Here is a 23,458-nt window from a genome sequence, read left to right as displayed (position 1 = left end):
TGTCTCCTCAGAATCCGTGGGTCGAGTACGCCGTCGTCGTACCCGTTCGCAGCGCCGTCAACACCGCCAGCTCGTGCGGCACCACCGGATCGGGCAGGTCGTCGAGTGCGCACCACCGCAGGTCGGCGGCCTTCTCGGGCTCGATGATGCGTGGCTCACCCGACCACGAGCGGGCGGTGAAGAAGAAGTCGATCCGCTCGTCGATCGCGGCCGCGTGGCGGGTGCGCTGCATCGCGGTCAGGAAGGTCAGGTCCAGGTCGCGCACGCCGATCTCCTCCAGCGCCTCGCGGTGCGCGGCGTCGTACGCCGTCTCGCCCTGCTCCACGTGTCCGGCGGCCGCCGCGGCCCAGTGGTCGTCCATGTAGCCCGTGTTCTGGCGCAGCTGCAGCAGCACCTCGAGCCCCGAGGCGCCGTCGCGGAGCAGGAAGACGTACGACGCCGGGACGACCACGAAGCGGCCGTGGTCACTCACCCCCGGAGCCGTCCGACGGCTCGTCGAGCGCAGTCTCCGCGTTCTCCTCCTGCTCGCCGGGAGGACGCTTCGCGTCGGACTCGTCGGGGAGCTCGCTGTCGTGCTCTCCAGGAGGCGGCGTGCTCCTGGTGGTCGCGATCGGCTCGTCGTTCTCCTCGGGCACGGGTGCGGTCATGTTTGCCACACTAACCACATGCCGCCAGCCCCCGACGTGCCGATCGTGGCCGTCGTTGGGGCCACCGCCGCCGGCAAGACGGGGCTGTCGCTCGACCTCGCCGAGCAGCTCGACGGCGAGATCGTCAACACCGACGCGATGCAGGTCTACCGCGGCATGGACATCGGCACGGCGAAGCTGCCGCCCGCCGAGCGCCGCGGGATCCCGCACCACCTGCTCGACACGATGTCGGTGCGCGACCCGGCGACGGTGGCGGAGTTCCAGGGCTGGGCGCGGGCCGCGGTCACGGACCTGCGAGGTCGCGGCCGTACGCCGGTCCTCGTCGGCGGGTCTGCCCTCTACACCCGCGCGATCCTCGACCGTTTCGAGTTCCCGCAGACCGACGAGGCCGTACGCGCTCGGCTGGAGGCCGAGCTCGCCGAGGTCGGTCCTGCTGTCCTCTTCGAGCGGCTCCGACAGCTGGACCCGGAGGCCGCCGGCCGGATGCTGGTCGAGAACGGCCGACGCACGGTCCGCGCGCTCGAGGTCATCGAGCTCACCGGCCGGCCCTACAGCGCCTCGCTGCCGACCTTGGAGTACGCCGACCCGCACACCGTCCAGATCGGCGTCGACATCGACCGGCCGACCCTCGACGCCCGGATCGAGCAGCGGGTGGACGAGATGTTCGAGCAGGGGTTCGTCGCCGAGGTCGAGCGGCTGCTCGCCGACGGGTTGGCCGAGGGACGCACCGCGTCGGTCGCGATCGGCTACCGCGAGGTCACGGCGTACCTCGCCGGCGAGCTCAGCCTCGACGAGGCGCGCGAGCGCACGGTCTTCGCGACCCGGCGCTTCGCCCGGCGTCAGGACGGGTGGTTCCGCAAGGACCCGCGGATCGTCTGGGTGCGCTTCGACGACCCCGAGCGGCTCGACCTGGCGCTGTCGGCGGTCGCGGCCACACTGACCTCATGACCACGACCGTCTACTACACCGCCTCCTCGCTCGACGGTTTCATCGCCGACCCCGACAACTCGCTGTCCTGGTTGCTGACCCGCGACATCGACCAGGAGGGAGTCATGAACTTCGGCGGCTTCCGGGCCGAGGTCGGCGCGGCGGCGGTCGGGGCCACGACCTACCAGTGGGTGCTCGACCAGGAGGGCGACGCCTGGGACTCCAGCCTCCCGACCTGGGTCTTCACCCATCGGGAGTTCGCGCCGCGCGACGGCGTGACGATCACGACCGACGACGTGCGCGACGTCCACGCGGCGATGACCGCAGCCGCTGGTGGCAAGGACATCTGGCTGATGGGTGGCGGAGACCTGGTCGGCCAGTTCGCCGACGCGGGGCTGCTCGACGAGGTCTGGGTGCAGTACGCCCCCGTCACGCTGGGCGGCGGCGCGCCCCTGCTGCCGCGCCGGATCGAGCTGCGTCTCGAGGAGCACGGGCAGAACCGCGAGTTCCTCTGCGCGCGCTACTCGGTTTCACCTCCGGCCTGACCGGGCACGGGACCAGGCATGCGTCTCGGAGCATCGGTCCTGTGTCTCTCGCTCGCCGCCAGCGCGGTGGTCGCCGTCGGCAGCAGCACGACGGCGTACGCGGCCGCTGATCCCGGCCCGCCCAAGACCGCCACGGCGCGCGGCTTCGGGGGCGCCGTGACGTCGGTCGATCCCTACGCCACCCGGATCGGGCTCCGGGTGCTGAAGCACGGTGGCAACGCCACCGACGCCGCGGTGGCGACGGCGGCCGCGCTCGGGGTCACCGAGCCGTTCAGCGCCGGCATCGGCGGAGGTGGCTACTTCGTCCACTACTCCGCGAAGACCGGCAAGGTGCAGACCATCGACGGCCGCGAGACCGCCCCGGCCGCGATGCAGCACGACGCGTTCATCGACCCGGACACCGGCAAGCCCTACAACTTCTCGCCCGAGCTGGTCACCAGTGGTGTCTCCGTCGGCGTTCCCGGCACGCTCGCCACCTGGCAGCGCGCGCTCGACCGGTGGGGCACCAGCTCGCTCGAGGCGTCGTTGGCTCCGGGTGCGGCGCTCGCGCGCCACGGCTTCAAGGTCGACCAGACCTTCCACGACCAGGTGCAGCAGAACAAGGTGCGCTTCAACGCCTTCACCTCCACCCGCAAGCTCTACTGGCGCGGCGGTCACGCGCCGCGGGTCGGCTCCACCTTCCGCAACCCCGACCTCGCCGATACCTACCAGCTGCTCGCCCGTCGCGGCCCCCGGCCGTTCTACGACGGGCGTCTCTCCGACGAGATCGTTGACGCGGTGCAGCACCCCCCGACGACCGCGGGGACCGACCTGCCGGTCCCGCCGGGCTCGATGGTGGCGAAGGACCTCAAGCGCTACCTGCCCCGGGACCGGGCAGCCACCCACACGCGCTACCGCGGCCTCGACGTCTACGGCATGGCCCCGTCGTCGTCCGGTGGGTCCACGGTCGGCGAGGCGCTGAACATCCTCGAGGGCTACGACCTCTCGTCCATGTCGCGCGTCCAGGCGCTCCACCACTACCTCGAGGCGAGCGCACTGGCGTTCGCCGACCGGGGTGCCTACGTCGGCGACCCCAGCCAGGTCGACGTCCCGCTCCAGGACCTGCTGTCCGACACGTACGCCGCCGAGCGGGCCTGCCTGATCCGCCCCCACCACACGCTGACGAAGCCGGTCGATGCCGGCGACGTCTCGTCGTACGACGGCGTCTGCGGCCAGGGCACCAGCCGCCCGACCACGACGAACGACACCGAGAACACCCAGACCACCAACCTCACGGTCGCCGACAAGTGGGGCAACGTCGTCGACTACACGCTCACCATCGAGCAGACCGGGGGCTCGGGGATCGTCGTGCCCGGGCGCGGGTTCCTGCTCAACAACGAGCTGACCGACTTCACGGCGGAGTACGCCGCTGACGACCCCAACCGGATCGAGCCGCTCAAGCGGCCGCGCAGCTCGATGTCGCCGACGATCGTGCTGCAGCACGGCAAGCCCTACCTCGCCGTCGGCTCGCCCGGCGGGTCGACGATCATCACCACCGTCCTGCAGATCCTGATGAACCGGCTCGACCTCGGCCTGTCGCTGCCGGCCGCGATCGCCGCCCCGCGCGTGAGCCAGCGCAACGCGGCGACCGACGACGCCGAGCCGAGGTTCACCCGGAAGTACGGCGACGCCCTGGACGCCCTCGGTCACGACGTGAAGACCTACGCGGATCCCTTCACCGGCACCCACGAGATCGGTGCCGCGACCGCGATCGAGTTCCGTCGCAACGGGTCGGTGGTCGTCGCGGCCGAGCCGAAGCGGCGGGGCGGCGGCTCGGCGATGGTGGTCCATCCCACGCGTTAATCACCCGGGTCGGCACGCCCCACGGCGTACCGTGGAGGCGTGCCGCTGACCACCGCCTGGACCGAGATCACCACGGTCGACGAGCTCGTCGAGCTGATCGGCGAGCCCAACGCGCGTGCCCGCGACAAGGGTCGGCCCGCGCTGCTCGAGCTCGACCGTGACTGGCTCGCGGCGTCGCCGTTCTGCGTGGTCGCGACGTCGTCCGCGACCGGTGAGTGCGACGCGTCGCCCAAGGGCGACCCGGCCGGTCAGCTGGTGCACGTGATCGACGAGCGCACCATCGCGATCGCCGAGCGGCCCGGCAACAAGCGGGCCGACGGCTACCACAACATCCTCGAGAACCCCCACGTCGGGCTGAACTTCTTCATCCCCGGCCGAGGCGACACGCTCCGCATCAACGGCCGCGCGCGGCTGGTGGTCGATGCGCCGTTCTTCGACGAGATGGTGGTCAAGGGCCACCGGCCGCTGCTGGCCCTGGTCGTCGACATCGACGACGTCTTCTTCCACTGTGCGAAGGCGTTCCTGCGCTCCGGGCTGTGGAAGCCCGAGACCTGGGCGCCGGACGCGCGGGTCCCGCGGCGCGCGGTGATCGCGGCCGCGATCGAGCCCAACGAGATGACCGTCGAGCAGCTCGACGACTACTACAAGCCCGAGAACTACACCAAGGGCCTCTATGCCTGACTACCCGTTCCTCAAGGGGCACGGCACGGAGAACGACTTCGTGCTGCTGCCCGACCACGACGGCAGCGTCCACGGCGACCTGTCCGCCGAGGAGATGGCCGAGCGGGTCCGCGCGCTCTGCGACCGGCGCGCCGGCATCGGCGGCGACGGCGTGCTCCGTGTCGTCCGCGACGGCGAGCACTGGTTCATGGACTACCGCAACGCCGACGGCTCCCTCTCGGAGATGTGCGGCAACGGCATCCGGGTCTTCGCGCTCCACCTCTTCCAGGAGGGCCTCGCCGACCCGGCGCGGCCGCTCCCGGTCGCGACCCGCGACGGGATCAAGACCATCACCGTCGAGCCCGACGGGCAGCTCACGGTCGACATGGGTGCGCCGAAGGTGCTCGCTGACACGAAGGTGTCGGTCGGCGACCGGTCCTGGCCGGCGCAGCACGTCGACATGGGCAACCCGCACGCCGTGGCGTTCGTCGACTCGCTCGACGAGGCCGGTCCGCTCACCGAGTCGCCGGTCTTCGACCCGGCCGTCTACCCGGCCGGCGTCAACGTCGAGTTCGTCGTACGCCGCGGCGAGGGCCACGTCGCGATGCGGGTGCACGAGCGCGGCTCCGGCGAGACCCGCTCCTGCGGCACCGGCGCCTGCGCGGTGATGGTGGCGGCCGCCGTCGCCGACGGTCGCGGCCCGGGGTCGACGTACCGCGTCGACCTGCCGGGCGGCACGCTCACCATCGCCTGGACCGAGGACGACCGGATCCTGATGACCGGCCCGGCCGTGGTCGTGGCCCGGGGGACCACCGACCTGTAACCCGTTCTATGCTCCGCTGCATGGACATCAACGGAGCCAGTGCCATCGTCACGGGCGGAGCGTCGGGCATCGGCGCCGCCGCCGCCCGCCAGCTCGCCGCGAAGGGCGCGATCGTCGTGGTCGCCGACCTGCAGGCCGACAAGGGCGAGGCGCTCGCCCAGGAGATCGGGGGCGTCTTCGCCCAGGTGGACGTGACCAACACCGACCAGATCAAGGCGGCCGTCGATGCCGCCGCCGCGATCGCGCCGCTGCGCGCGGTCGTCAACTCGGCCGGCATCGGCTGGGCCCAGCGCACCATCGGTCGCGACGGTGACTACGACTCGGCCCACGACCTCGACGCCTTCCGCAAGGTGATCGCGATCAACCTGGTCGGGACCTTCGACATGACCCGGATCGCCGCCACGGCGATGAGCCGCAACGAGCCCGATGCCGACGGCTGCCGGGGCGCGATCTGCAACATGGCGAGCGTCGCGGCCTTCGACGGCCAGATCGGCCAGGCGTCGTACTCCGCCTCGAAGGGCGGCGTCGTCGGCATGACCCTCCCGGTCGCCCGCGACCTCTCCGCCGCTGGTATCCGCCTCAACACCGTCGCACCCGGCCTGATCGACACCCCGATCTACGGCGAGGGCGAGGCGTCCGAGGCGTTCAAGGCCAACCTGGGCTCCAACGTGCTCTTCCCCAAGCGCCTCGGCACCGCCGACGAGCTGGCCAGCATGGTCATCGAGTGCATCACCAACAGCTACATGAACGCCGAGGTGATCCGCGTCGACGGCGGCATCCGGATGCCCCCGAAGTGAGCTGCCCGAGGCCGAGCCTGCGAGGGCTCGGACCCAGCTGCCAGGTCGAGTAGTCGCGACCGGCGCATCGAGACCTCGACCAGGGGTCTCGATACGCTCGCTGGCGCTCGCTACTCGACCGACGTACCGCGGCCCATCCGCGCGAGCAGCCTGGTCTGACGGTCGGCGTCGTCGGGGACGTCGACCGGCTGCTTGAAGACGCCGTCGTCGTAGGCGTGGTCGCCGAAGCCGACGAACGCCTGCTCCATCACGTCCATCTGGGCGTCGGTGAAGGTGGTCGGGCGGCCGGTGGCGGAGCCCAGGTCCCAGCCGTGCACGACCAGGTCGAAGCCGTAGAAGTTGTCGAGCGTCGCGCCGATCGTCGAGCGGCCGAAGAAGCCGTCGTACTCCCGCGACCGGAAGTCGTCGGTGACCAGGGGGCGTACGACGGCCAGGTGGGCCGCCCAGACCTCGGCCGGCGAGCCCGAGGGTCGGTCGCCGAGGTCGGCCCCGTGCCCGGACAGGAACTGGCGCTCGGTGTCGACCACGTGGTCGACGACGTCGGCGGCCGTCCAGCCCTCGCACGGGCTGGCGGCGGACCAGTCGTCGGTGGCGGTCACGGTGTCGGTGAAGCGGTCGGCGGCATCCAGGTAGAAGTTCATGCCCCCACCATCGCGTGTGGCCGTCGGCGGTTCTTGTAAGAATCCGACACATGACCGGCCCTCGATCGATCGACCCGACGGAGCGCGCTCACCTGCTCGACGAGACCGGCTACACGCCGCCGATCCACCGCTTCGCCCCGTCGCCCGAGCTCGCGTCCGTGGTGCGCCGCTACTGGATGCCGGTCTGGTCGCTGCCCGACGGCCGGGTCTCGGTGCAGCGGGTGCTGCAGTACCCCGTCTGCCTGATCGTGGTCTCCCACGCCTATGCACTGCTCGTCGGCCCGAGCAGCGGGTTGTCCACCCAGGAGCTCTCCGGCAGCGGCTGGGCGCTCGGCACCATGCTCCAGCCCGCCGCCGGCACCGCGCTGGTCGGCGGCCCGGTCAGCGAGCTCACCGACCGGGCGGTGCCGCTCCCCGACACCGACCTCACCGAGGCCATCCGGGCCGCGGTCGGCGACGACCCCGACGACCCCGACCGTCGACGGGCCGCGGTCGCCGCCGTCGAGGACGCGCTGGCCCGGCTGCTCCCGGTCGACGAGGAGGGTGAGCTCGTCAACGCGATCGTCGAGTACGTCGAGGGGGAGCCGGAGGTCCAGCGGGTGGGCCAGGTCTGCGACAAGTTCGCGATCACCGAGCGCACCCTGCAGCGACTCACCGCCCGTCGGATCGGGCTGTCTCCGAAGTGGCTGATCCAGCGCCGTCGTCTGCACGAGGCCGCCGAGCGGTTGGCAGAGGTCGAGAAGCCCGACCTGGCGCGGGTCGCCGCCGATCTCGGCTACGCCGACCAGGCCCACTTCGGCCGCGACTTCCGCACCGTCACCGGCCTGACGCCCGGGGAGTTCTCGGCCGAGCCCCGACGTCGATGACCAGGTCGGCACGGTCGCGGGCGGCCTCGACCAGCCGCGCGTTCGCGCCGTCGACCCGCTCGACCCAGGCCCGTGCCTCGTCCGGCGTCTTGCCGAACTCGATGTGGCGGGCGACCAGCCGCCCGACCCGCACCTCCTCGTCGAGCGTCAGGTGCCAGACCACGTCGATCTCGGCGCGTACGGCGCGCCAGCGCGGCTCGTCGAGCAGCAGGTAGTTGCCCTCGGTGACGACGGTCCCGGTCGGCGGGACGGCGATCGCACCGGCGAGCGGCTGCTCGAGGCCGCGCTCGAACATCGGGGCGACGACGTCCGCCTCGCCCGCCCGGACCCGGCCCAGCAGCGCGGCGTACCCCTCCGCGTCGAAGGTCTCCGGCGCTCCCTTGCGGTCGCGCAGGCCGCGGCGTACGAGCTCGACGTCGGCGTAGTGGAAGCCGTCCATCGGGACGACGGGGAGCCCCAGGCTCGCTGCCAGGGTCGACTTCCCGACCCCGGGCGCGCCCGTGATGCCGAGCAGCCGGATGCCGGCAGGCACGTCGGGAATCACGAGAGGAACGTTAAGCGTTGGTACAGGCAGATGACTGAAACGTACGCTTCACCTCATATGACAAACGCACCTGACTTCAACCTCGATGCCGAGCTCGAGGAGACCGACGACTGGGACGACTCCCAGGAGCCCGACGACGGCTGGTCGGACGAGCCCGATCCCGAGGAGATCCCGACCGCGGGAGCGATGGAGCTCGCCGAGCGCCACCAGCTGCGCCGCGTCGCCGGTCTGCGCACCGAGCTCGAGGACATCACCGAGGTCGAGTACCGCCAGCTCCGGCTCGAGCGGGTCGTCCTGGTCGGTGTCTGGACCGAGGGCTCCGTCGAGGACGCCGAGAACTCCATGGCCGAGCTGGCGCTGCTCGCCGAGACCGCCGGCTCCGAGGTGCTCGAGGCGATCTACCAGCGCCGCCAGACCCCGGACCCCGCGACGTACGTCGGTCGCGGCAAGGTCGAGGGCATCGCCGAGATCGTGCAGGCGACCGGCGCCGACACCGTGATCTGCGACGGCGAGCTCGCGCCCAGCCAGCTGAGGAACCTCGAGGACAAGCTCAAGGTCAAGGTCGTCGACCGGACCGCGCTGATCCTCGACATCTTCGCCCAGCACGCCCGCTCCGGTGAGGCCCAGGCGCAGACCGAGCTGGCGCAGCTCAACTACATGAAGCAGCGGCTCCGCGGCTGGGGTGGCAACCTCTCCCGCCAGGCCGGTGGCCGGGTCGCCGGGGGTGCCGGTATCGGCAGCCGTGGTCCCGGTGAGACCAAGATCGAGAACGACCGGCGCCGGATCAACACCAAGATCGCCAAGCTCCGCCGCGACCTGCGCGAGATGAAGGGCACCCGCGACACCAAGCGCCAGGAGCGCCGTCGCAACCACATCCCCAGCGTCTCGATCGCGGGCTACACCAACGCCGGCAAGTCCTCGCTGCTCAACCGGCTCACCGACGCCGGGGTGCTGGTCGAGGACGCGCTGTTCGCGACGCTCGACCCGACCACGCGTCGTACGACGACCTCCGACGGCCGCGTCTACACGATGAGCGACACCGTCGGCTTCGTCCGCCACCTGCCGCACCAGCTCGTCGAGGCCTTCCGCAGCACGCTCGAGGAGGTCGCCGACGCCGACCTGATCGTCCACGTCGTCGACGGCTCCCACCCCGACCCCGAGGGTCAGCTGGCCGCGGTGCGCGAGGTGTTCGCGGAGATCGGCGCGATGCAGGTCCCCGAGCTCGTCGTGATCAACAAGGCCGACCTCGCCGACCCGATGGTGCTGGCCCGGGTCCGCCAGCACGAGCCGCACTCCGTCGTCGTCTCCGCCAAGACCGGCGAGGGCATCGCCGAGGCGCTGAAGATCATCGAGGGCGAGCTGCCGCGCCCGGGCGTCGAGTTCAAGGCGCTGCTGCCCTACGAGCGGGGCGACCTGATCAACCGGCTCCACCAGCAGGGCGAGATCGACTCGATGGAGCACACCGGCGAGGGGACGATCGTCGTCGGCCGCGCCAACGAGGACCTCGCCGGCGAGCTCGAGGCGTACGCCGTCTAGGACCGAGCGAAGTCGCGGAACCGCTCCGCGGCGGGGGAGAGCTCGCGATCGGTGCGCCAGACGAGGCCGATCGAGCGGCGCACGCTCGCACCCGCGAGGGTGATCCCGACCGTCCCGGACGCGCCCGCGAAGTGCTCGGGCACGATCGCGACGCCGAGACCGGCGGCCACGAGTCCCTCGATTGTCGCGAGGTCCTGGCTCTCGAACGAGACCGTCGGGACGATGCCGGCGGTGCGCAGCAGGTCGTCGACCAGCTGGCGGTAGCCGAAGCCCGGCGGGATCATCACCATCTCCTCGTCGGCCAGCTCGCTGAGCGCGACCCGCTTGCGGCCGCTGAGCCGGTGCCCGGCCGGGACCACGAGCACCTCGCGCTCGTCGAGGAGTGGCGCCCAGCCGAGTCCGTCCTGCCGAGTGGTGATCGCGAGGTCGGCGGCGCCGCTCGCGAGGTCGGCGGTGATCTCCATGCTCGGCTCCTGGCGCAGCACCAGCCGCACGCGCGGCGCGACCCGGTGGAAGTCGCGGAGCAGCCGCGGCACCAGCAGCCCGGCCATCGAGTCGAGGAAGGCCAGGCGCACGACGCCGGTCTCCGGGTCGAGCAGGGTCGCGAGGTCGTCGGCGAGCTGGGCGTGCCGGGCGTCGAGGTCCCGCGCGGCTGCGACGACGAGCTCGCCGGCCGGCGTGACGCGTACGCCGTCGGGCACCCGCTCGAAGACCCGCACCCCGAGCTCGGCCTCGACCCGGGCCACGGCCCGCGAGAGCGTCGGCTGCGGGATGCCCAGCACCGCCGCGGCATCGGTGACGTGCTCGAGGTCGGCGACGGTGACGAGCCAGTCGAGGTCGCGAAGCATCATGCGTGGATCGTATGACGATCACGCATTCGACACATTGGAAGTATGACGATCGGCGCGGCAGAGTCGACGTCGTGGAGATCGAGGGACACCGTCCGGGCAGCACGGACTACCGCCGTGTGGTCGCGGCGCTCTTCGTCGCCGGACTGGCGACGTTCGCCCTGCTGTACAGCACGCAGGCGCTGCTGCCGGAGCTCGCCGACGACTTCGGCGTCTCGAGTGGGGCGAGCACGCTGACCCTCTCGGTGACGACCCTGGGGCTCGGGCTGGCCCTCCTGGTCGCCGGTCCGGCGTCCGAGCTGCTCGGCCGGACCCGGCTCATTCACGGATCGCTGGCCGCCTCCGCCGTGGTCGCACTCGCCTGCGCCCTGGCCCCGACCTGGTCGAGCGTCCTGGTGCTGCGCTTCGCCGAGGGCGTCGCCCTGGCGGGGCTGCCGGCCGTGGCGACGGCGTACCTCCGCGAGGAGCTGCACCCCTCCGCCCACGCCCGCGCCGCCGGTCTCTACATCGGGGGGACGGCGCTGGGTGGCATGGCCGGCCGGCTGCTCACGGGCGCCGTCGGCGAGGTCGCCGGCTGGCGCTGGGCGCTCGCGGCCTCGGGTCTGCTGGCCGTCGGATGCGCCCTCGCGGTCCGGGTCCTCCTCCCGCCCTCGGCCCACTTCGTGCCGTCCACCCCCGGGCTCCGGCACGTGCTCCACCGGACCGCGCAGGCCGTGTCGGACCCGGCGCTGCTCGCGCTCTACGGGATCGGCGGCTGCTCGATGGGCATGCTCGTCGCGGTGTTCAACACGCTCGGGTTCCGGCTCGAGGCCGCACCTTTCCACCTCGGCCTCGGCGCCGCGAGCCTGGTCTTCCTCGTCTACCCCCTCGGCACCGTCAGCTCGGCGGTCTCCGGCCAGCTGGCCGACCGGCTCGGCCGACGCGCGGTGCTGCCGGCCGGGTGCGTGCTAGCACTGGCCGGCCTGCTGCTCACCCTCGGTCACTCGCTCCCGGTCGTGGTCGCGGGTCTCGGGCTGCTGGTGGCCGGCTTCTTCGTCGTGCACGGCATCGCCAGCGGGTGGGTCCCGGCCCGGGCGCACGCCGGCGGCGTCTCCGCCGCGCAGGCGGCCTCGCTCTACCTCTTCGCCTACTACCTGGGCTCGTCGGTCTTCGGCAGCATCGCCGGCTCGGCGTGGTCGGGAGCCGGCTGGCCCGGAGTCGTCGCGCTCGCGACCGGCCTGCTCGGCGTCACCGCCGTGCTGGCGCAGGTGCTGCGCCGTACGCCGGTCCTGGTCCCGGCTACAGCCCCGCGAGCTGCTTGAGGTCCGCGAGGATCTCGTCGAGGCGGTGCACCAGGGACAGGTGGCCCTCGTCGTCGAAGAGGTGCGCCTGCGCGCCGGGCACGTGCTCGGCCAGCCAGACGCCGTGCTCGTAGGGCACCATCGCGTCCGCACGGCCCTGCCAGATCGCCACCGGGACGGTGATGTCGGTGACGTCGAAGCCCCACGGGCTCACCGCCGCGATGCCGTCGTCGCGGACGCCGACCACGCCCTGCGCCCCGGCGCGGTTGAAGGTGCGGCTCATCCACGCGGAGAAGCCCGGGTCCATGGCGGCCTGGTCCACGGGCGTGACCAGCCCGCCCATCGCCTCCGCGAGCTCGTCGGGCGAGGCGCTCAGGATCGGCAGGAAGTTCTCCTCCAGGTAGGCCTGGTAGACGTCCCGGCCCTGCTCGGCAGCGTGGTACTCCTCGTGGTTCTCCTCGGCCATGCCGGCGAACCAGTCCAGCCCCTCGGCGGCGTACGGCGCGACGCCGGCCAGTGACACCGCGGCGCGGCAGCGGCCGGGCAGGAGCGCCGCGCAGGCGAGTGCCCGCGGGCCGCCGCCGGACCAGCCGAGGGTGACGAACTCGCCGATCCCGAGGTGGTCGAGGATCGCGACCGACTCCTCGACGTCGTCGGCGTACCTACCGGCGGCCGGTCGTGGCGTCGAGTCGCCGTAGCCCGGCCGGGAGTAGGTGACCAGGCGCAGTCCGAGGGAGCGCGCCGTGTCGTCGATGAGCGGGTAGTCAGCAGCGGCCGACGGTGATCCGCCGTGGTAGAGCAGGCCGAAGCCGTCGGGGTCGCCCCCCGTGAGGATCTCGAGGCGTCGGCCGTCGGGCAGGGCGATGGTGTCGAGTCCGGTCACCGCGTCAGTCTCTCCGATTTCTTGCATCTTGCTCACAGGTTGGCAACATCGCCGGTGCCGAGGCGTCCCCGACCGCATGATTTCCGACGTGGTCCTCCGGGGGGTCGCGAGCACGAGCTCGCACATGTCTGCACGTCGTCGCGTGGTCGCGGCCGGCGTGCTCGTCGCCGTCGTGTCGGTGCTGATCCTGCACGTCGCGGGCCGGGCCGGCGCCAACGGCGACCGCTGCGACCGGTTCGCCGGCGACTCCGTCGCCCGTGCCGCGACCGTCACCGGCGCAGGTCAGCGCGTGGTCGTGATCGGAGACTCCTGGTCCGCCGGGCTCGGCCTCGACCAACCTGGCTCCTCGTGGCCGTCGCGCCTGCCGGGCGCTGTGCACGTCGCGGGCTTCTCGGGCTCCGGGTTCAGCGCCCACGCGAGCGAGTGCGCGGCCGTCTCCTTCGCCGACCGCGCCCCGAAGGCGCTCCGCGGCGGCGCCGACCTGGTCGTCGTCGAGGGCGGTCTCAACGACTACGACCAGCCCGACGCCGACATCCGCGCCGGCTTCGCCCGGCTGATGAAGGACCTCGCCGGACAGCGGGTCGTCGTGGTCGGACCCGCGATGGCACCCTCCCGCGCAGCCGAGGTCCCGCACGTCGACCGGCTGCTCGAGTCCCTCGCCGCGTCGTACGACGTTGGCTACGTGCGTACGTCGGGCCTGCACCTGCCCTACCTGGACGACGAGCTCCACCTCACGCCAGCGGGTCACCAGCAGTTCGGGGACTTCGTCGCCGAGCAGATCGCGGCCCTCACGACCTGACCCGTGCGAGGATCCCTCCGTGCGTCATTCCCTGGCGGGCCGGGCGGAGAGCCCCTTGCAGGCCCGGTTGCTCGCCCAGCTGCGCGACGAAGGGCCGCTCTCGAAGGCCCAGCTCGCGGACCGGCTCCAGGTCTCGCGCACGACCGTCGCGGCCGACGTCGCCCGGCTGACCGAGCTCGGTCTCGCCCAGGAGGCCGGCCCGGCCGCCTCCCGGGGTGGGCGGCGCTCGACGCTGGTCGACCTCTCGGCCGACATCCGCTTCGTGGGCATCTCGATCGGCGCGACCGGCATGTCGGTCGGCGTGACCGACGGTCGTCTTGCCGTGCTCGCGACCCGGACCCGCCCCTGCGACATCCGCCAAGGCCCCGAGGTCGTGCTGGCCACCGCGCTCGAGGTGGTGCGCGAGGTCCTGGCCGAGGTCGGCGTCGAGCGACCGATGGGCGCCGGCATCGGGGTGCCGGGCCCGGTCGACTTCAACCGTGGCCTCCCGGTGTCGCCGCCGATCATGCCCGGCTGGGACGGCTACCCCGTGCGTGACGCCGTCTCACGGGAGCTGGGGTGCCCGGTCGTCCTCGACAACGACGTCAACGTGCTCGCCGTGGGGGAGCAGCACGCCGGGGTCGCCCGCGGTGCCCGGGACTTCCTCTTCGTCAAGATCGGCACCGGCATCGGCTGCGGCATCGTGATCGACGGTGAGCTCTACCGCGGCATGAACGGCTGCGCCGGCGACATCGGCCACATCCGGGTCGAGGACTTCGGTCCCACCTGCGCGTGCGGCAACACCGGCTGCCTCGAGGCGTTCTCCGGCGGCGCGGCCCTGGCCCGTGACGCGACGGCCGCCGCCCGCGCCGGCCGGTCCCCGGCGCTGGCCGCGATCCTCGCCGAGAAGGGGGAGCTCAGCGCCGCCGACGTCGGCCTCGCGGTGGCCCAGGGCGACGCCCAGGCCGTGCAGCTGATCCGCGACAGCGGGCGCCACATCGGCCAGGTGCTGGCCGGTCTGGTGTCGTTCTTCAACCCCGGGCTGATCGTGATCGGCGGCCGGGTGACCGGCCTGGGCCATGCCCTGCTCGCCGAGATCCGCGGCGTCACCTACCGCCGCTCGCTGCCGCTCGCCACCGGCAACCTGCCGATCGTGCTCAGCGAGCTCGGCGACGAGGGCGGCGTCATCGGCGCCGCCCGGCTGATCAGCGGCTCCGTCTACGCCCCGTAGCCGCATCCCGCGGCGGCGGCCACCGGTCGCCCAGTGGTCTGGATCTGTCCCACTTTCGAAACTAACTTTCAAAAGTTTGCGCTCAGGTTTGAATTGATTCGCCTGAACCCCTTGTCAGCGATGTGTCCGGCCTCCTACTTTGTGCGGCATCCCAACAAATGAGTGATGGCAGTCACAACGAGCGGAGGTGGGCATGACGGCGAACCTCGGGCTGCTCCTGCGCCAGCTCCGCGACCACGGTCCGCGCTCGCGGGCCCGGCTCGCGACCGACCTCGGCCTCACCCGCTCCTCGGTCTCCGCCCTCGTCGCCGACCTCGAGAGCCGCGGCCTGGTCCGCTCGGCCGGCATCGAGCGCGGTGGAATGGGGCGCCCCGGCACCGCCGTCGAGCTCGACGGCCGCGCCATCTGCGGCATCGGCGCAGAGATCAACGTCAACCACGTCGCCGCGATAGCCCTCGACCTCCGCGGCGACGTGGTTGCCGAGCACCGGAGCGCGATCGACGCGCACCGGCTCTCGGTCACGGAGGTGCTCGACCGGCTCGCCGAGCTGGTGACCCGGACCGACGACGACGTCCGCGCCGGCGGCGCCACGACCGTGGGGGTCACGGTCGGCGTCGCCGGCCTGCTCGACCGCGAGCGCGACGTGCTCACGCACGGTCCGAACCTCGGCTGGCACGACGTCCCCGTGGGCGCGGAGCTGCGAGGCCGCCTCGCGACGTCGTCCCCCGTCCTCATCGACAACGAGGGCAACCTCGCTGCGATCGCCGAGGCCCGGCACGGCGACCCCGCGCACCAGGAGATGCTCGTCCTCTTCGGCGAGGTCGGCGTCGGCGGCGGCATCATCGCCGGCGGTCAGCTGCTGCGCGGTCACCAGGGGTACGCCGGGGAGTTCGGCCACATGATCGTCGAGCCCGGCGGCCGTCGCTGCGGCTGCGGCCGGGTCGGCTGCTGGGAGACCGTCGCCGGCCTCCGTGCGCTGCTCGACGCTGCCGCCGACCCCGACGACCCGGTTCGCGACCCGGCGCTGTCGCTCGACGACCGGCTCACGGAGATCAACCGCCGCGCGGACCTCGGCGACACCCGCACCCTCGCGGCGCTCAACCAGGTCGGCAACTGGGTCGGCATGGGCGCGGCGATCCTCGGCAACGCGCTCAACCCCGCCGCTCTCGTGCTGAGCGGCTACTTCGCCGGGCTGGGCCACCACCTCCGGCCCGCGATCGAGGAGCACCTGCAGGCCGGCATCCTGGCGCCGCGAGCGGGTGGGACCCGGGTCGAGTTCTCGACGCTCGGGTTCACGGCCGCCGTCCGCGGGGGAGCGGCGGTCGCCCTCGACCTGGTCTTCGACGACCCGAGCCTCGTCGCTCCCACCCACGCCCTCGCCGGAGGAGCCAGATGACCGTGCTGCTGCAGATGACCGGGATCGTCAAGGAGTTCCCGGGCGTCCTCGCCCTGGGTGGCGTCGACCTCGACGTCCGCGCCGGAGAGGTGCACTGCCTGCTCGGCCAGAACGGCGCCGGCAAGTCGACCCTGATCAAGGTGCTCTCCGGCGTCTACCAGTCCGACGCGGGCTCCATCTCCTGGGAGGGCGAGCAGACCACGCTCTCGTCGCCCGCGAAGGCGATCGCCCAGGGCATCGCCACGATCTACCAGGAGCTCGACCTGGTGCCGCACCTCGACGTCGCGGAGAACATCTTCCTCGGCCACGAGGTGTCCCGGGCCGGTTTCTCCCAGCGCCGCCGAGCGCACCGCACGGCGCGCGAGCTGCTCACCCGCCTCGGCCACCCGGAGATCTCGCCGACCCGGCTCGTCGGAGAGCTGTCGCCGGCCAACCAGCAGATCGTCAGCATGGCGCGCGCTCTCTCCCACGACACCCGGATGCTCGTGCTCGACGAGCCGTCGGCGGTGCTCGACCAGGAAGGCGTGAAGAACCTCTTCCGGGTCATCCGCAGCCTCACCGCCGAAGGCGTCGCCGTCGTCTACATCTCGCACCGGCTCGAGGAGATCCGCGAGATCGGCGACCGGATCACCGTGCTCAAGGACGGCCGCACGGTGGCCACCGGGCTCGCGGTCGCCGACACCCCGACCGCCGAGCTGATCAAGCTGATGACCGGCCGCTCGATCGAGTACGTCTTCCCGCAGCGCGGCGTGACCGCGCCCGCGAGCCGCGATGTCGTGCTCGACGTCCAGGGCCTCGGCCTCGACGGTGTGTTCTCGGGCGTGGACCTCACGGTGCACGCCGGCGAGATCGTCGGGCTCGCGGGCCTCGTCGGTGCCGGCCGCTCCGAGATCATCGAGACCGTGTACGGCGCTCGCCGGGCGTCGGCCGGGACGGTCAGCGTCGACGGCAAGCGACTGCGTCGGGGCTCGGTCACCGTCGCGGTGCACGCCGGCATGGGGCTGTGCCCGGAGGAGCGCAAGAGCCAGGGGCTGCTGCTCGACGAGTCCGTCTACAGCAACATCACGATCTCCTCGATGGGTCGCTTCGCGCGGCTCGGTTTCCTCAACCGCGGCGCCGAGAAGGAGCGCTCGACCGAGCTGACCGAGAGCCTCGACGTACGCCCGAGCGGCGTGGTCCGCGCCGTACGCACCCTGTCGGGCGGCAACCAGCAGAAGGTCGTGCTGGCCCGGTGGCTGCTCCGCGACTGCCGGGTGCTGCTGCTCGACGAGCCGACCCGCGGTGTGGACGTCGGAGCCCGCAGCGAGATCTACCAGCTGATCCGATCCCTGGCCGACCGCGGCGTCGCCGTCGTCGTCGTGTCCAGCGAGATCGAGGAGGTGCTCGGTCTCGCCGACCGGGTCCTCGTCGTCCGCGAGGGCGAGGTCGTCCACGAGTCCGCTGCCAGCGAGATCGACGAGTCCCAGGTCCTCGACCTGGTCATGGAAGGAAGGGTCTCAGCATGAGCACCGACGACAGCATCCGCGTCGAGAAGGCCGCACTCGAGACCGAGCGGGAGCCGAACCGGGCCCTCGCCGTGCTGCGCACCAGCGTGGGCCGCAACGCGGGACTCGTCGTCGCGCTGCTGGTGATCTGCGTCGTCGGGGCGATCACCGCGGGTGACCGGTTCACCACCACGGACAACGCCCTGACGATCCTGCGGCTGGCCGCGATCATCGGCGTGGTCAGCGTGGGCATGACATTCGTGATCATCGGGGGCGGCATCGACCTCTCGGTCGGAGCCATCGTCGCGCTGTCGTCGGTCTGGTGCACCACCGTCGCCACCCAGCAGCTGGCCGAGGACGTGCACTGGCTGTGGATGGTCGCCGTCGCGCTGCTGGTCGGAGCCGCCTGCGGACTGATCAACGGGCTGTTCATCGCATACGGCGGGATCGTGCCGTTCATCATGACGCTGGCCATGCTGGCGAGCGCCCGCGGTCTCGCCGAGATCATCAGCGACAAGAAGACCCAGATCACCCACGTCCAGGGATTCCAGGACTTCTTCACCTCCAAGTTCCTGGGCATCGACTTCCAGATCTACTTGTTCGCCCTGGTCGCGATCGTCGGCTGGATCCTGCTCAACCGCACCACGTTCGGTCGCCGCACGGTCGCGGTCGGGGGCAACCCGGAGGCGGCCCGCCTGGCCGGCATCAACGTCAAGCGGCACACCGTCTACCTCTACGTGCTGATCGGCGTCTGCTGCGGCATCGCCGCGCTGATGCTGGTCGCCCGGACCACCACCGGCAGCTCGACGCACGGCAACCTCTACGAGCTCGACGCGATCGCAGCGGTCGTCATCGGCGGCACGCTGCTGACGGGTGGTCGCGGAACGATCGTCGGCACCGTCCTCGGCGTCCTCATCTTCACGACGATCACGAACATCTTCATCCTCAACAACCGCTCCTTCTCCGAGCAGTCGCTCTTCAAGGGAGCCATCATCGTCGCCGCCGTGCTCCTGCAGCAGAGGTTGGCGTCTCGGAGCAGCACCTAGCTGTCAGAGGGCTAGTCACCAGCAGCACCCGCACCACGTCACCACCCCAACCAAGGAGCACAGCATGTCCCTGCGGTCCACCACCATGAATTCGAAGAAGCGTCTCGTCAGCGGCCTGGTCGTCGCTCTCGCCGCGCTCTCCCTCGCCGCCTGCACCAGCAACGACTCCAGCGGTGATGACTCGACGAGCGCCGACGCCACCACCGTCGCCGCGGCCGGGTCCAACGACGAGTCCGGTGACAAGGTCGTCATCGGCTTCTCCGCACCCGCGGCCGACCACGGCTGGATGGGCTCGATCACCGAGTCCGCCAAGAAGGAAGCAGCGAAGTACGACGACGTCGAGCTCAAGGTCGCCGAGGGCACCAACGACGTCAACGTGCAGATCAGCCAGATCGAGACGTTCATCAACGACGGTGTCGACGCGATCGTGCTGCTGCCCTTCGACGGCGCAGCGATGACGCCGATCGCGCTCAAGGCGATGGCCGCCGGCATCCCGGTGATCAACGTCGACCGCGAGTTCGACGACCCGAACGCCGCCCGCGTGACGGTGCTCGGTGACAACTACGGCATGGGCGTCTCGGCGGGCGCCTACGTCTGCGAGCAGGCCGACGGCAACAAGGATGCGGTCGTCGCCGAGATCGCCGGCATCGACTCGCTGCCGCTGACCCAGGACCGGAGCCGGGGCTTCGCCGACGCGCTCTCCGAGTGCGGGCTCGACGTCGACGCCCGGGTGGCCGCTGAGTTCACCGTCGAGAGCGGCTCGGACGTCACCGAGCAGCTGCTCCAGAAGGAGCCGAAGATCGACTTCCTCTGGAACCACGACGACGACCAGGGCGTCGGCGTGCTCGCCGCGATCGACAACGCTGGCCGCGACGAGTTCACGATGATCGGTGGCGCCGGCTCGAAGAACGCGATGGAGCTCATCAAGTCGGGTGACAGCGTCCTCAAGGCCACGGTCATCTACCCGTCGACCCAGGCCGCCGACGGCGTCAAGCTCGCCCGCCTGCTGGTCCAGGGCAAGTCGATGTCCGACCTGGTCGAGGTCGAGGTCCCGCGCAAGGTCCAGCTCTACGCCCCGGTCGTGACCGCGGACAACGTCGACCAGTTCATCGACTCCGCGTTCGAGTCCTGACCGACGCCCCACGGCGTACGACGCGTGCCCGCCCCCGTTCCGTCATCGGGGGCGGGCACGCACTCCACACGGGAGCCCGTCATGACCTCAGCACCACCCCTGCGCGTCGCGATGGTCGGCCATGCCTTCATGGGCAACGCCCACTCGCAGGCCTGGCGCACCGCACCCCACTTCTTCGACCTGCCGCTGCGGCCCGAGATGGCGGTGGTCGTCGGCCACGACGCCGGCCGCGCGGCCGAGGCCGCGGGCCGTCTGGGCTGGGCCGAGAGCTCGGCCGACTGGCGCGAGGTGATCGCCCGCGACGACATCGACCTGGTCGACATCTGCACGCCGGGCTTCACCCACGCCGAGATCGCGATCGCCGCGCTCGAGGCCGGCAAGCACGTGCTCTGCGAGAAGCCGCTGGCCAACACCGTCGCCGAGGCCGAGGCGATGACGGCCGCGGCCGAGCAGGCCCACGCCCACGGCGTACGCACCATGGTCGGCTTCACCTACCGCCGGGTGCCGGCGATCGCGCTGGCCCGTCAGCTGGTCGCCGAGGGCCGGATCGGCGAGATCCGGCACGTGCGCGCGCAGTACCTCCAGGACTGGATCGCCGATCCGGAGGCGCCGCTGTCGTGGCGCCTCGACAAGACCCAGGCCGGCTCGGGGGCCCTGGGTGACATCGGGGCGCACGTCATCGACCTGACCCAGCACATCACCGGCGAGCGGATCACCGAGCTCACCGGCCGGCTCGAGACCTTCGTCAAGGAGCGGCCGTACGCCGCGGGGTCGACCGCCGGCAGCCTGGGCGGCGGTGGCTCCTCCACCGAACGCGGCCCGGTCACCGTCGACGACGCCGCGTCGTTCCTCGCCACCTTCACGGGCGGCGCGATGGGCGTCTTCGAGGCCACGCGCTTCGCGACCGGTCGCAAGAACGCGATCCGGATCGAGATCAACGGCTCGGCCGGCAGCCTCGCGTTCGACTTCGAGGACATGAACGTCCTGGAGTTCTTCGATGCCTCCGACGGCGCGGAGGTCGCGGGGTTCCGGCGGATCCTCGCCACCGAGCCCACCCATCCGTACGTCGGCGCCTGGTGGCCCCCCGGCCACGGGCTCGGCTACGAGCACGGCTTCACCCACCAGGTCGTCGACCTGGTGACCGCGATCGCGGCCGGCGCCGACCCGTCGCCGTCCTTCGCCGACGGTCTTCAGGTCCAGCGCGTGCTGGCCGCCGTCGAGACCAGCTCCGACACCCGTACCTGGCAGGAGATCCAGTGACCGACCGCTTCACCCCCCATCCCGATGACAAGTTCTCCTTCGGTCTGTGGACGGTGGGCTGGCAGGGCGCCGACGTCTTCGGCCCGGCATCGCGCGATCTCCTGGACCCCGTGGAGGCGACGTACCAGCTGGCCGAGCTCGGGGCTGCGGCGGTCACCTTCCACGACGACGACCTGCTGCCCGACGACGCGCAGCGCGAGGCGACGCTGGAGCGCTTCCGCACGGCCCTCTCCGACACCGGCCTCGTCGTCGAGATGGTCACGACCAACACGTTCTCCGACCCGGTCTTCAAGGAGGGCGCGATCACGGCCAACAACCGCGAGGTGCGCCGCTACGCGCTGGCCAAGGTGCTGCGCAACATCGACCTGGCTGCCTCCCTGGGCGCCAAGACCTTCGTCATGTGGGGCGGGCGCGAGGGCGCCGAGCACGGTGCCAGCAAGAACGTCGGAGCCGCCATGGACCGGTTCCGCGACGCGCTCGACACCGTCTGCGCCTACGTCCTCGAGCAGGGCTACGACATGCGCTTCGCCCTCGAGCCCAAGCCCAACGAGCCCCGTGGCGACATCCTGCTGCCGAGCATCGGGCACGCGATCGCGCTGATCTCCGAGCTGGAGCACCCGGAGATGGTCGGCCTCAACCCCGAGGTCGGGCACGAGGAGATGGCCGGGCTGAACTTCGCCCACGGCATCGCCCAGGCGCTGTGGCACGACAAGCTCTTCCACATCGACCTCAACGGTCAGCACGGGCCGCGCTTCGACCAGGACCTCCGCTTCGGCGCCGGCAACCTGCGCGGGGCCTTCTGGACGGTGGACGCGATGCTCGGCGCGGGCACCGACCGGCGCTACGACGGCTACGTGCACTTCGACTACAAGCCGCCGCGGGCCGAGGCCATGGACGGCGTCTGGGAGTCGGCGCGCGGCTGCATGCGCAACTACCTGATCCTGCGGGAGAAGGTGCAGGCGTTCCGGGCCGACCCCGAGGTCGCTGCGGCCGTCGAGGCGGCGGGGGTGATGGAGCTCGAGCAGCCCACGGTCGCGCCGGGGGAGTCGCTCGACGACGTCCGCAACGCGTCGTACGACCTCGACGCTCTCCGCGCCCGCAGCGTCGCGATGGAAGCGCTCGACCAGCTCGCGATGGAGCACCTGCTCGGCGTCCGCTGAGCGATCTCACCTCAGGAAGGAACTGACATGCCACGACCGATCACGCTGTTCACCGGGCAGTGGGCCGACCTGCCCTTCGAGGAGGTCTGCTCCCTCGCGTCGCAGTGGGGCTTCGACGGTCTGGAGATCGCCTGCTGGGGCGACCACCTCGACCCTTGGCAGGCCGACGACGACGCCTACGTCCAGGGCAAGCTCGACCTGCTCGAGAAGCACGGGCTGGCGGTCTACGCGATCTCCAACCACCTCAAGGGCCAGGCGGTCTGCGACGACCCGATCGACGGACGCCACGAGGCGATCCTGTCCGCGAAGGTGTGGGGCGACGGTGACCCCGAGGGCGTGCGGCAGCGCGCGGCCGAGGAGATGAAGATGACCGCCCGCCTCGCGCAGAAGCTCGGGGTCAAGACCGTCATCGGGTTCACCGGCTCCGCGATCTGGAAGTACGTCGCGATGTTCCCGCCGGCCACCGAGGAGATGGTCGCCGCGGGCTACCGCGACTTCGCCGACCGCTGGAACCCGATCCTCGACGTCTTCGACGAGTGCGGCGTCCGGTTCGCCCACGAGGTGCACCCCTCCGAGATCGCCTACGACTACTGGACGACGGTCGCGACGATGGAGGCGATCGGGCACCGCGAGGCCTTCGGGCTGAACTGGGACCCGTCCCACTTCGTGTGGCAGGACCTCGACCCGATCGGGTTCCTCTGGGACTTCAAGGACCGGATCTACCACGTCGACTGCAAGGACGCGAAGCGTCAGACCGGCAACGGCCGCAACGGCCGCCTCGGCTCCCACCTGCCCTGGGCCGACCCCCGGCGCGGCTGGGACTTCGTGTCGACCGGCCACGGCGACGTCCCGTGGGAGCAGTGCTTCCGGATGCTCAACACGATCGGCTACGACGGCCCGATCTCGATCGAGTGGGAGGACGCCGGCATGGACCGGCTCCTCGGTGCCCCCGAGGCGCTCGAGTTCGTCCGCCGGCTCGCCTTCGACGCCCCGGAAGCCGCCTTCGACGCGGCGTTCTCGACCAAGGACTGAGCCTCGCCCGCCAGCTGTAACGCCGGGTTAGTGCTTGTTCCCACCAGGTTGCAACACCGTGGGAACAGCTCCTAACCCGGCGTTACAGCCGCGCCTGGGG

General features: G+C 71.5%; 24 protein-coding genes. 18 read left to right on the top strand and 6 right to left on the bottom strand.

Translation table 11 applies throughout. The annotated features are described in order from the left end of the window. Nucleotides 1-7: 7 nt before the first annotated feature. Both ABLE68_RS03960 and ABLE68_RS03955 read right to left on the bottom strand, forming a co-directional pair. The gene (locus ABLE68_RS03960) at nt 8-472 is read right to left on the bottom strand and encodes an NUDIX hydrolase (protein WP_348869920.1); all 465 of its coding nucleotides are present in this window, start codon (nt 470-472) and stop codon (nt 8-10) included. After that, nucleotides 465-647, bottom strand: a complete 183-nt coding sequence (locus ABLE68_RS03955; protein ID WP_348869918.1) for a hypothetical protein — start codon at nt 645-647, stop codon at nt 465-467. Before ABLE68_RS03955 ends, ABLE68_RS03960 begins: the two co-directional genes overlap by 8 nt. An 18-nt stretch (nt 648-665) precedes the next feature. Here ABLE68_RS03955 and miaA point away from each other — a divergent pair, with 18 nt between their 5' ends. The 6 genes from miaA to ABLE68_RS03925 are packed head-to-tail and all read left to right on the top strand — an operon-like array spanning nt 666 to nt 6,241. Further along, entirely contained in the window at nt 666-1,595 is a 930-nt protein-coding gene (miaA, locus tag ABLE68_RS03950; RefSeq protein WP_348869917.1) for a tRNA (adenosine(37)-N6)-dimethylallyltransferase MiaA, read from the top strand. Then, nucleotides 1,592-2,119: a dihydrofolate reductase family protein gene (locus ABLE68_RS03945; RefSeq protein WP_348869916.1), complete on the top strand. Its 528-nt coding sequence runs from the start codon at nt 1,592-1,594 to the stop codon at nt 2,117-2,119. Before miaA ends, ABLE68_RS03945 begins: the two co-directional genes overlap by 4 nt. Before the next feature lie 18 nt (nt 2,120-2,137). Then, on the top strand, nt 2,138-3,961 hold the full coding sequence (gene ggt / locus ABLE68_RS03940; RefSeq protein WP_348869915.1) for a gamma-glutamyltransferase: 1,824 nt from the start codon (nt 2,138-2,140) through the stop codon (nt 3,959-3,961). A 39-nt stretch (nt 3,962-4,000) separates the two neighbouring features. After that, on the top strand, nt 4,001-4,642 hold the full coding sequence (locus tag ABLE68_RS03935; protein ID WP_348869914.1) for a pyridoxamine 5'-phosphate oxidase family protein: 642 nt from the start codon (nt 4,001-4,003) through the stop codon (nt 4,640-4,642). Next, on the top strand, nt 4,635-5,444 hold the full coding sequence (gene dapF / locus ABLE68_RS03930; protein WP_348869913.1) for a diaminopimelate epimerase: 810 nt from the start codon (nt 4,635-4,637) through the stop codon (nt 5,442-5,444). Before ABLE68_RS03935 ends, dapF begins: the two co-directional genes overlap by 8 nt. Before the next feature lie 20 nt (nt 5,445-5,464). Further along, nucleotides 5,465-6,241 carry an SDR family NAD(P)-dependent oxidoreductase gene (locus ABLE68_RS03925; protein WP_348869911.1) on the top strand — a complete coding sequence of 259 codons (777 nt, stop codon included), beginning with the start codon at nt 5,465-5,467 and terminating at the stop codon, nt 6,239-6,241. Between the two features lie 110 nt (nt 6,242-6,351). Here the strand turns inward: ABLE68_RS03925 and ABLE68_RS03920 are convergent, their stop codons facing one another. Next, nucleotides 6,352-6,882: a TIGR03086 family metal-binding protein gene (locus ABLE68_RS03920; protein WP_348869910.1), complete on the bottom strand. Its 531-nt coding sequence runs from the start codon at nt 6,880-6,882 to the stop codon at nt 6,352-6,354. Nucleotides 6,883-6,932: 50 nt separating this feature from the next. On the opposite strand from ABLE68_RS03920, the gene ABLE68_RS03915 reads away from it, so the two are divergent. Then, complete coding sequence (locus ABLE68_RS03915; protein WP_348869909.1) at nt 6,933-7,748, top strand: AraC family transcriptional regulator; 816 nt, start codon at nt 6,933-6,935, stop codon at nt 7,746-7,748. On the opposite strand, the gene ABLE68_RS03910 is transcribed toward ABLE68_RS03915, so the two are convergent. Further along, entirely contained in the window at nt 7,699-8,292 is a 594-nt protein-coding gene (locus ABLE68_RS03910) for a nucleoside/nucleotide kinase family protein (protein WP_348869908.1), read from the bottom strand. The genes ABLE68_RS03915 and ABLE68_RS03910 overlap by 50 nt on opposite strands. A gap of 57 nt (nt 8,293-8,349) precedes the next feature. Between ABLE68_RS03910 and hflX the strand changes: the two genes are divergently transcribed. Then, nucleotides 8,350-9,828, top strand: coding sequence for a GTPase HflX (hflX, locus tag ABLE68_RS03905; protein WP_348869907.1), 1,479 nt, complete (start codon nt 8,350-8,352; stop codon nt 9,826-9,828). On the opposite strand, the gene ABLE68_RS03900 is transcribed toward hflX, so the two are convergent. Further along, nucleotides 9,825-10,679 carry a LysR family transcriptional regulator gene (locus ABLE68_RS03900; protein WP_348869906.1) on the bottom strand — a complete coding sequence of 285 codons (855 nt, stop codon included), beginning with the start codon at nt 10,677-10,679 and terminating at the stop codon, nt 9,825-9,827. The two genes, hflX and ABLE68_RS03900, sit on opposite strands and share 4 nt — an antisense overlap. 71 nt (nt 10,680-10,750) lie before the next feature. Here ABLE68_RS03900 and ABLE68_RS03895 point away from each other — a divergent pair, with 71 nt between their 5' ends. Then, nucleotides 10,751-11,977 (top strand): MFS transporter, encoded by a 1,227-nt coding sequence (locus ABLE68_RS03895; RefSeq protein WP_348869905.1) that lies wholly within the window; start codon nt 10,751-10,753, stop codon nt 11,975-11,977. Here ABLE68_RS03895 and ABLE68_RS03890 read toward each other — a convergent pair. Further along, entirely contained in the window at nt 11,955-12,839 is an 885-nt protein-coding gene (locus ABLE68_RS03890; RefSeq protein WP_348869904.1) for an alpha/beta fold hydrolase, read from the bottom strand. The two genes, ABLE68_RS03895 and ABLE68_RS03890, sit on opposite strands and share 23 nt — an antisense overlap. A 124-nt stretch (nt 12,840-12,963) precedes the next feature. Between ABLE68_RS03890 and ABLE68_RS03885 the strand changes: the two genes are divergently transcribed. From ABLE68_RS03885 to ABLE68_RS03845, 9 genes are all read left to right on the top strand, one after another. Then, complete coding sequence (locus ABLE68_RS03885; protein ID WP_348869903.1) at nt 12,964-13,638, top strand: SGNH/GDSL hydrolase family protein; 675 nt, start codon at nt 12,964-12,966, stop codon at nt 13,636-13,638. A 19-nt stretch (nt 13,639-13,657) separates the two neighbouring features. Further along, entirely contained in the window at nt 13,658-14,848 is a 1,191-nt protein-coding gene (locus tag ABLE68_RS03880; RefSeq protein WP_348869902.1) for an ROK family transcriptional regulator, read from the top strand. Nucleotides 14,849-15,041: 193 nt separating this feature from the next. Beyond that, nucleotides 15,042-16,244 carry an ROK family protein gene (locus tag ABLE68_RS03875; RefSeq protein WP_348869901.1) on the top strand — a complete coding sequence of 401 codons (1,203 nt, stop codon included), beginning with the start codon at nt 15,042-15,044 and terminating at the stop codon, nt 16,242-16,244. Next, the gene (locus ABLE68_RS03870) at nt 16,241-17,749 is read left to right on the top strand and encodes a sugar ABC transporter ATP-binding protein (RefSeq protein WP_348869900.1); all 1,509 of its coding nucleotides are present in this window, start codon (nt 16,241-16,243) and stop codon (nt 17,747-17,749) included. Before ABLE68_RS03875 ends, ABLE68_RS03870 begins: the two co-directional genes overlap by 4 nt. Next, nucleotides 17,746-18,774, top strand: a complete 1,029-nt coding sequence (locus tag ABLE68_RS03865) for an ABC transporter permease (protein ID WP_348869899.1) — start codon at nt 17,746-17,748, stop codon at nt 18,772-18,774. The genes ABLE68_RS03870 and ABLE68_RS03865 overlap by 4 nt, the downstream gene beginning before the upstream one ends. Nucleotides 18,775-18,838: 64 nt before the next feature. Further along, the gene (locus ABLE68_RS03860) at nt 18,839-19,906 is read left to right on the top strand and encodes a substrate-binding domain-containing protein (RefSeq protein ID WP_348869898.1); all 1,068 of its coding nucleotides are present in this window, start codon (nt 18,839-18,841) and stop codon (nt 19,904-19,906) included. Between the two features lie 81 nt (nt 19,907-19,987). Continuing rightward, complete coding sequence (locus tag ABLE68_RS03855; RefSeq protein ID WP_348869897.1) at nt 19,988-21,166, top strand: Gfo/Idh/MocA family protein; 1,179 nt, start codon at nt 19,988-19,990, stop codon at nt 21,164-21,166. Beyond that, nucleotides 21,163-22,326, top strand: a complete 1,164-nt coding sequence (gene xylA, locus ABLE68_RS03850; protein ID WP_348869896.1) for a xylose isomerase — start codon at nt 21,163-21,165, stop codon at nt 22,324-22,326. Before ABLE68_RS03855 ends, xylA begins: the two co-directional genes overlap by 4 nt. 27 nt (nt 22,327-22,353) lie before the next feature. Then, the gene (locus tag ABLE68_RS03845; RefSeq protein WP_348869895.1) at nt 22,354-23,358 is read left to right on the top strand and encodes a sugar phosphate isomerase/epimerase family protein; all 1,005 of its coding nucleotides are present in this window, start codon (nt 22,354-22,356) and stop codon (nt 23,356-23,358) included. The last annotated feature ends 100 nt before the right edge of the window (nt 23,359-23,458 follow it).

It is taken from the genome of Nocardioides pollutisoli, from assembly GCF_040045055.1.
Lineage (GTDB): Bacteria > Actinomycetota > Actinomycetes > Propionibacteriales > Nocardioidaceae > Nocardioides > Nocardioides tweenelious.
Note: the sequence above shows the minus strand (reverse complement) of the source record. Positions and strands in the feature narration are given on the sequence as shown.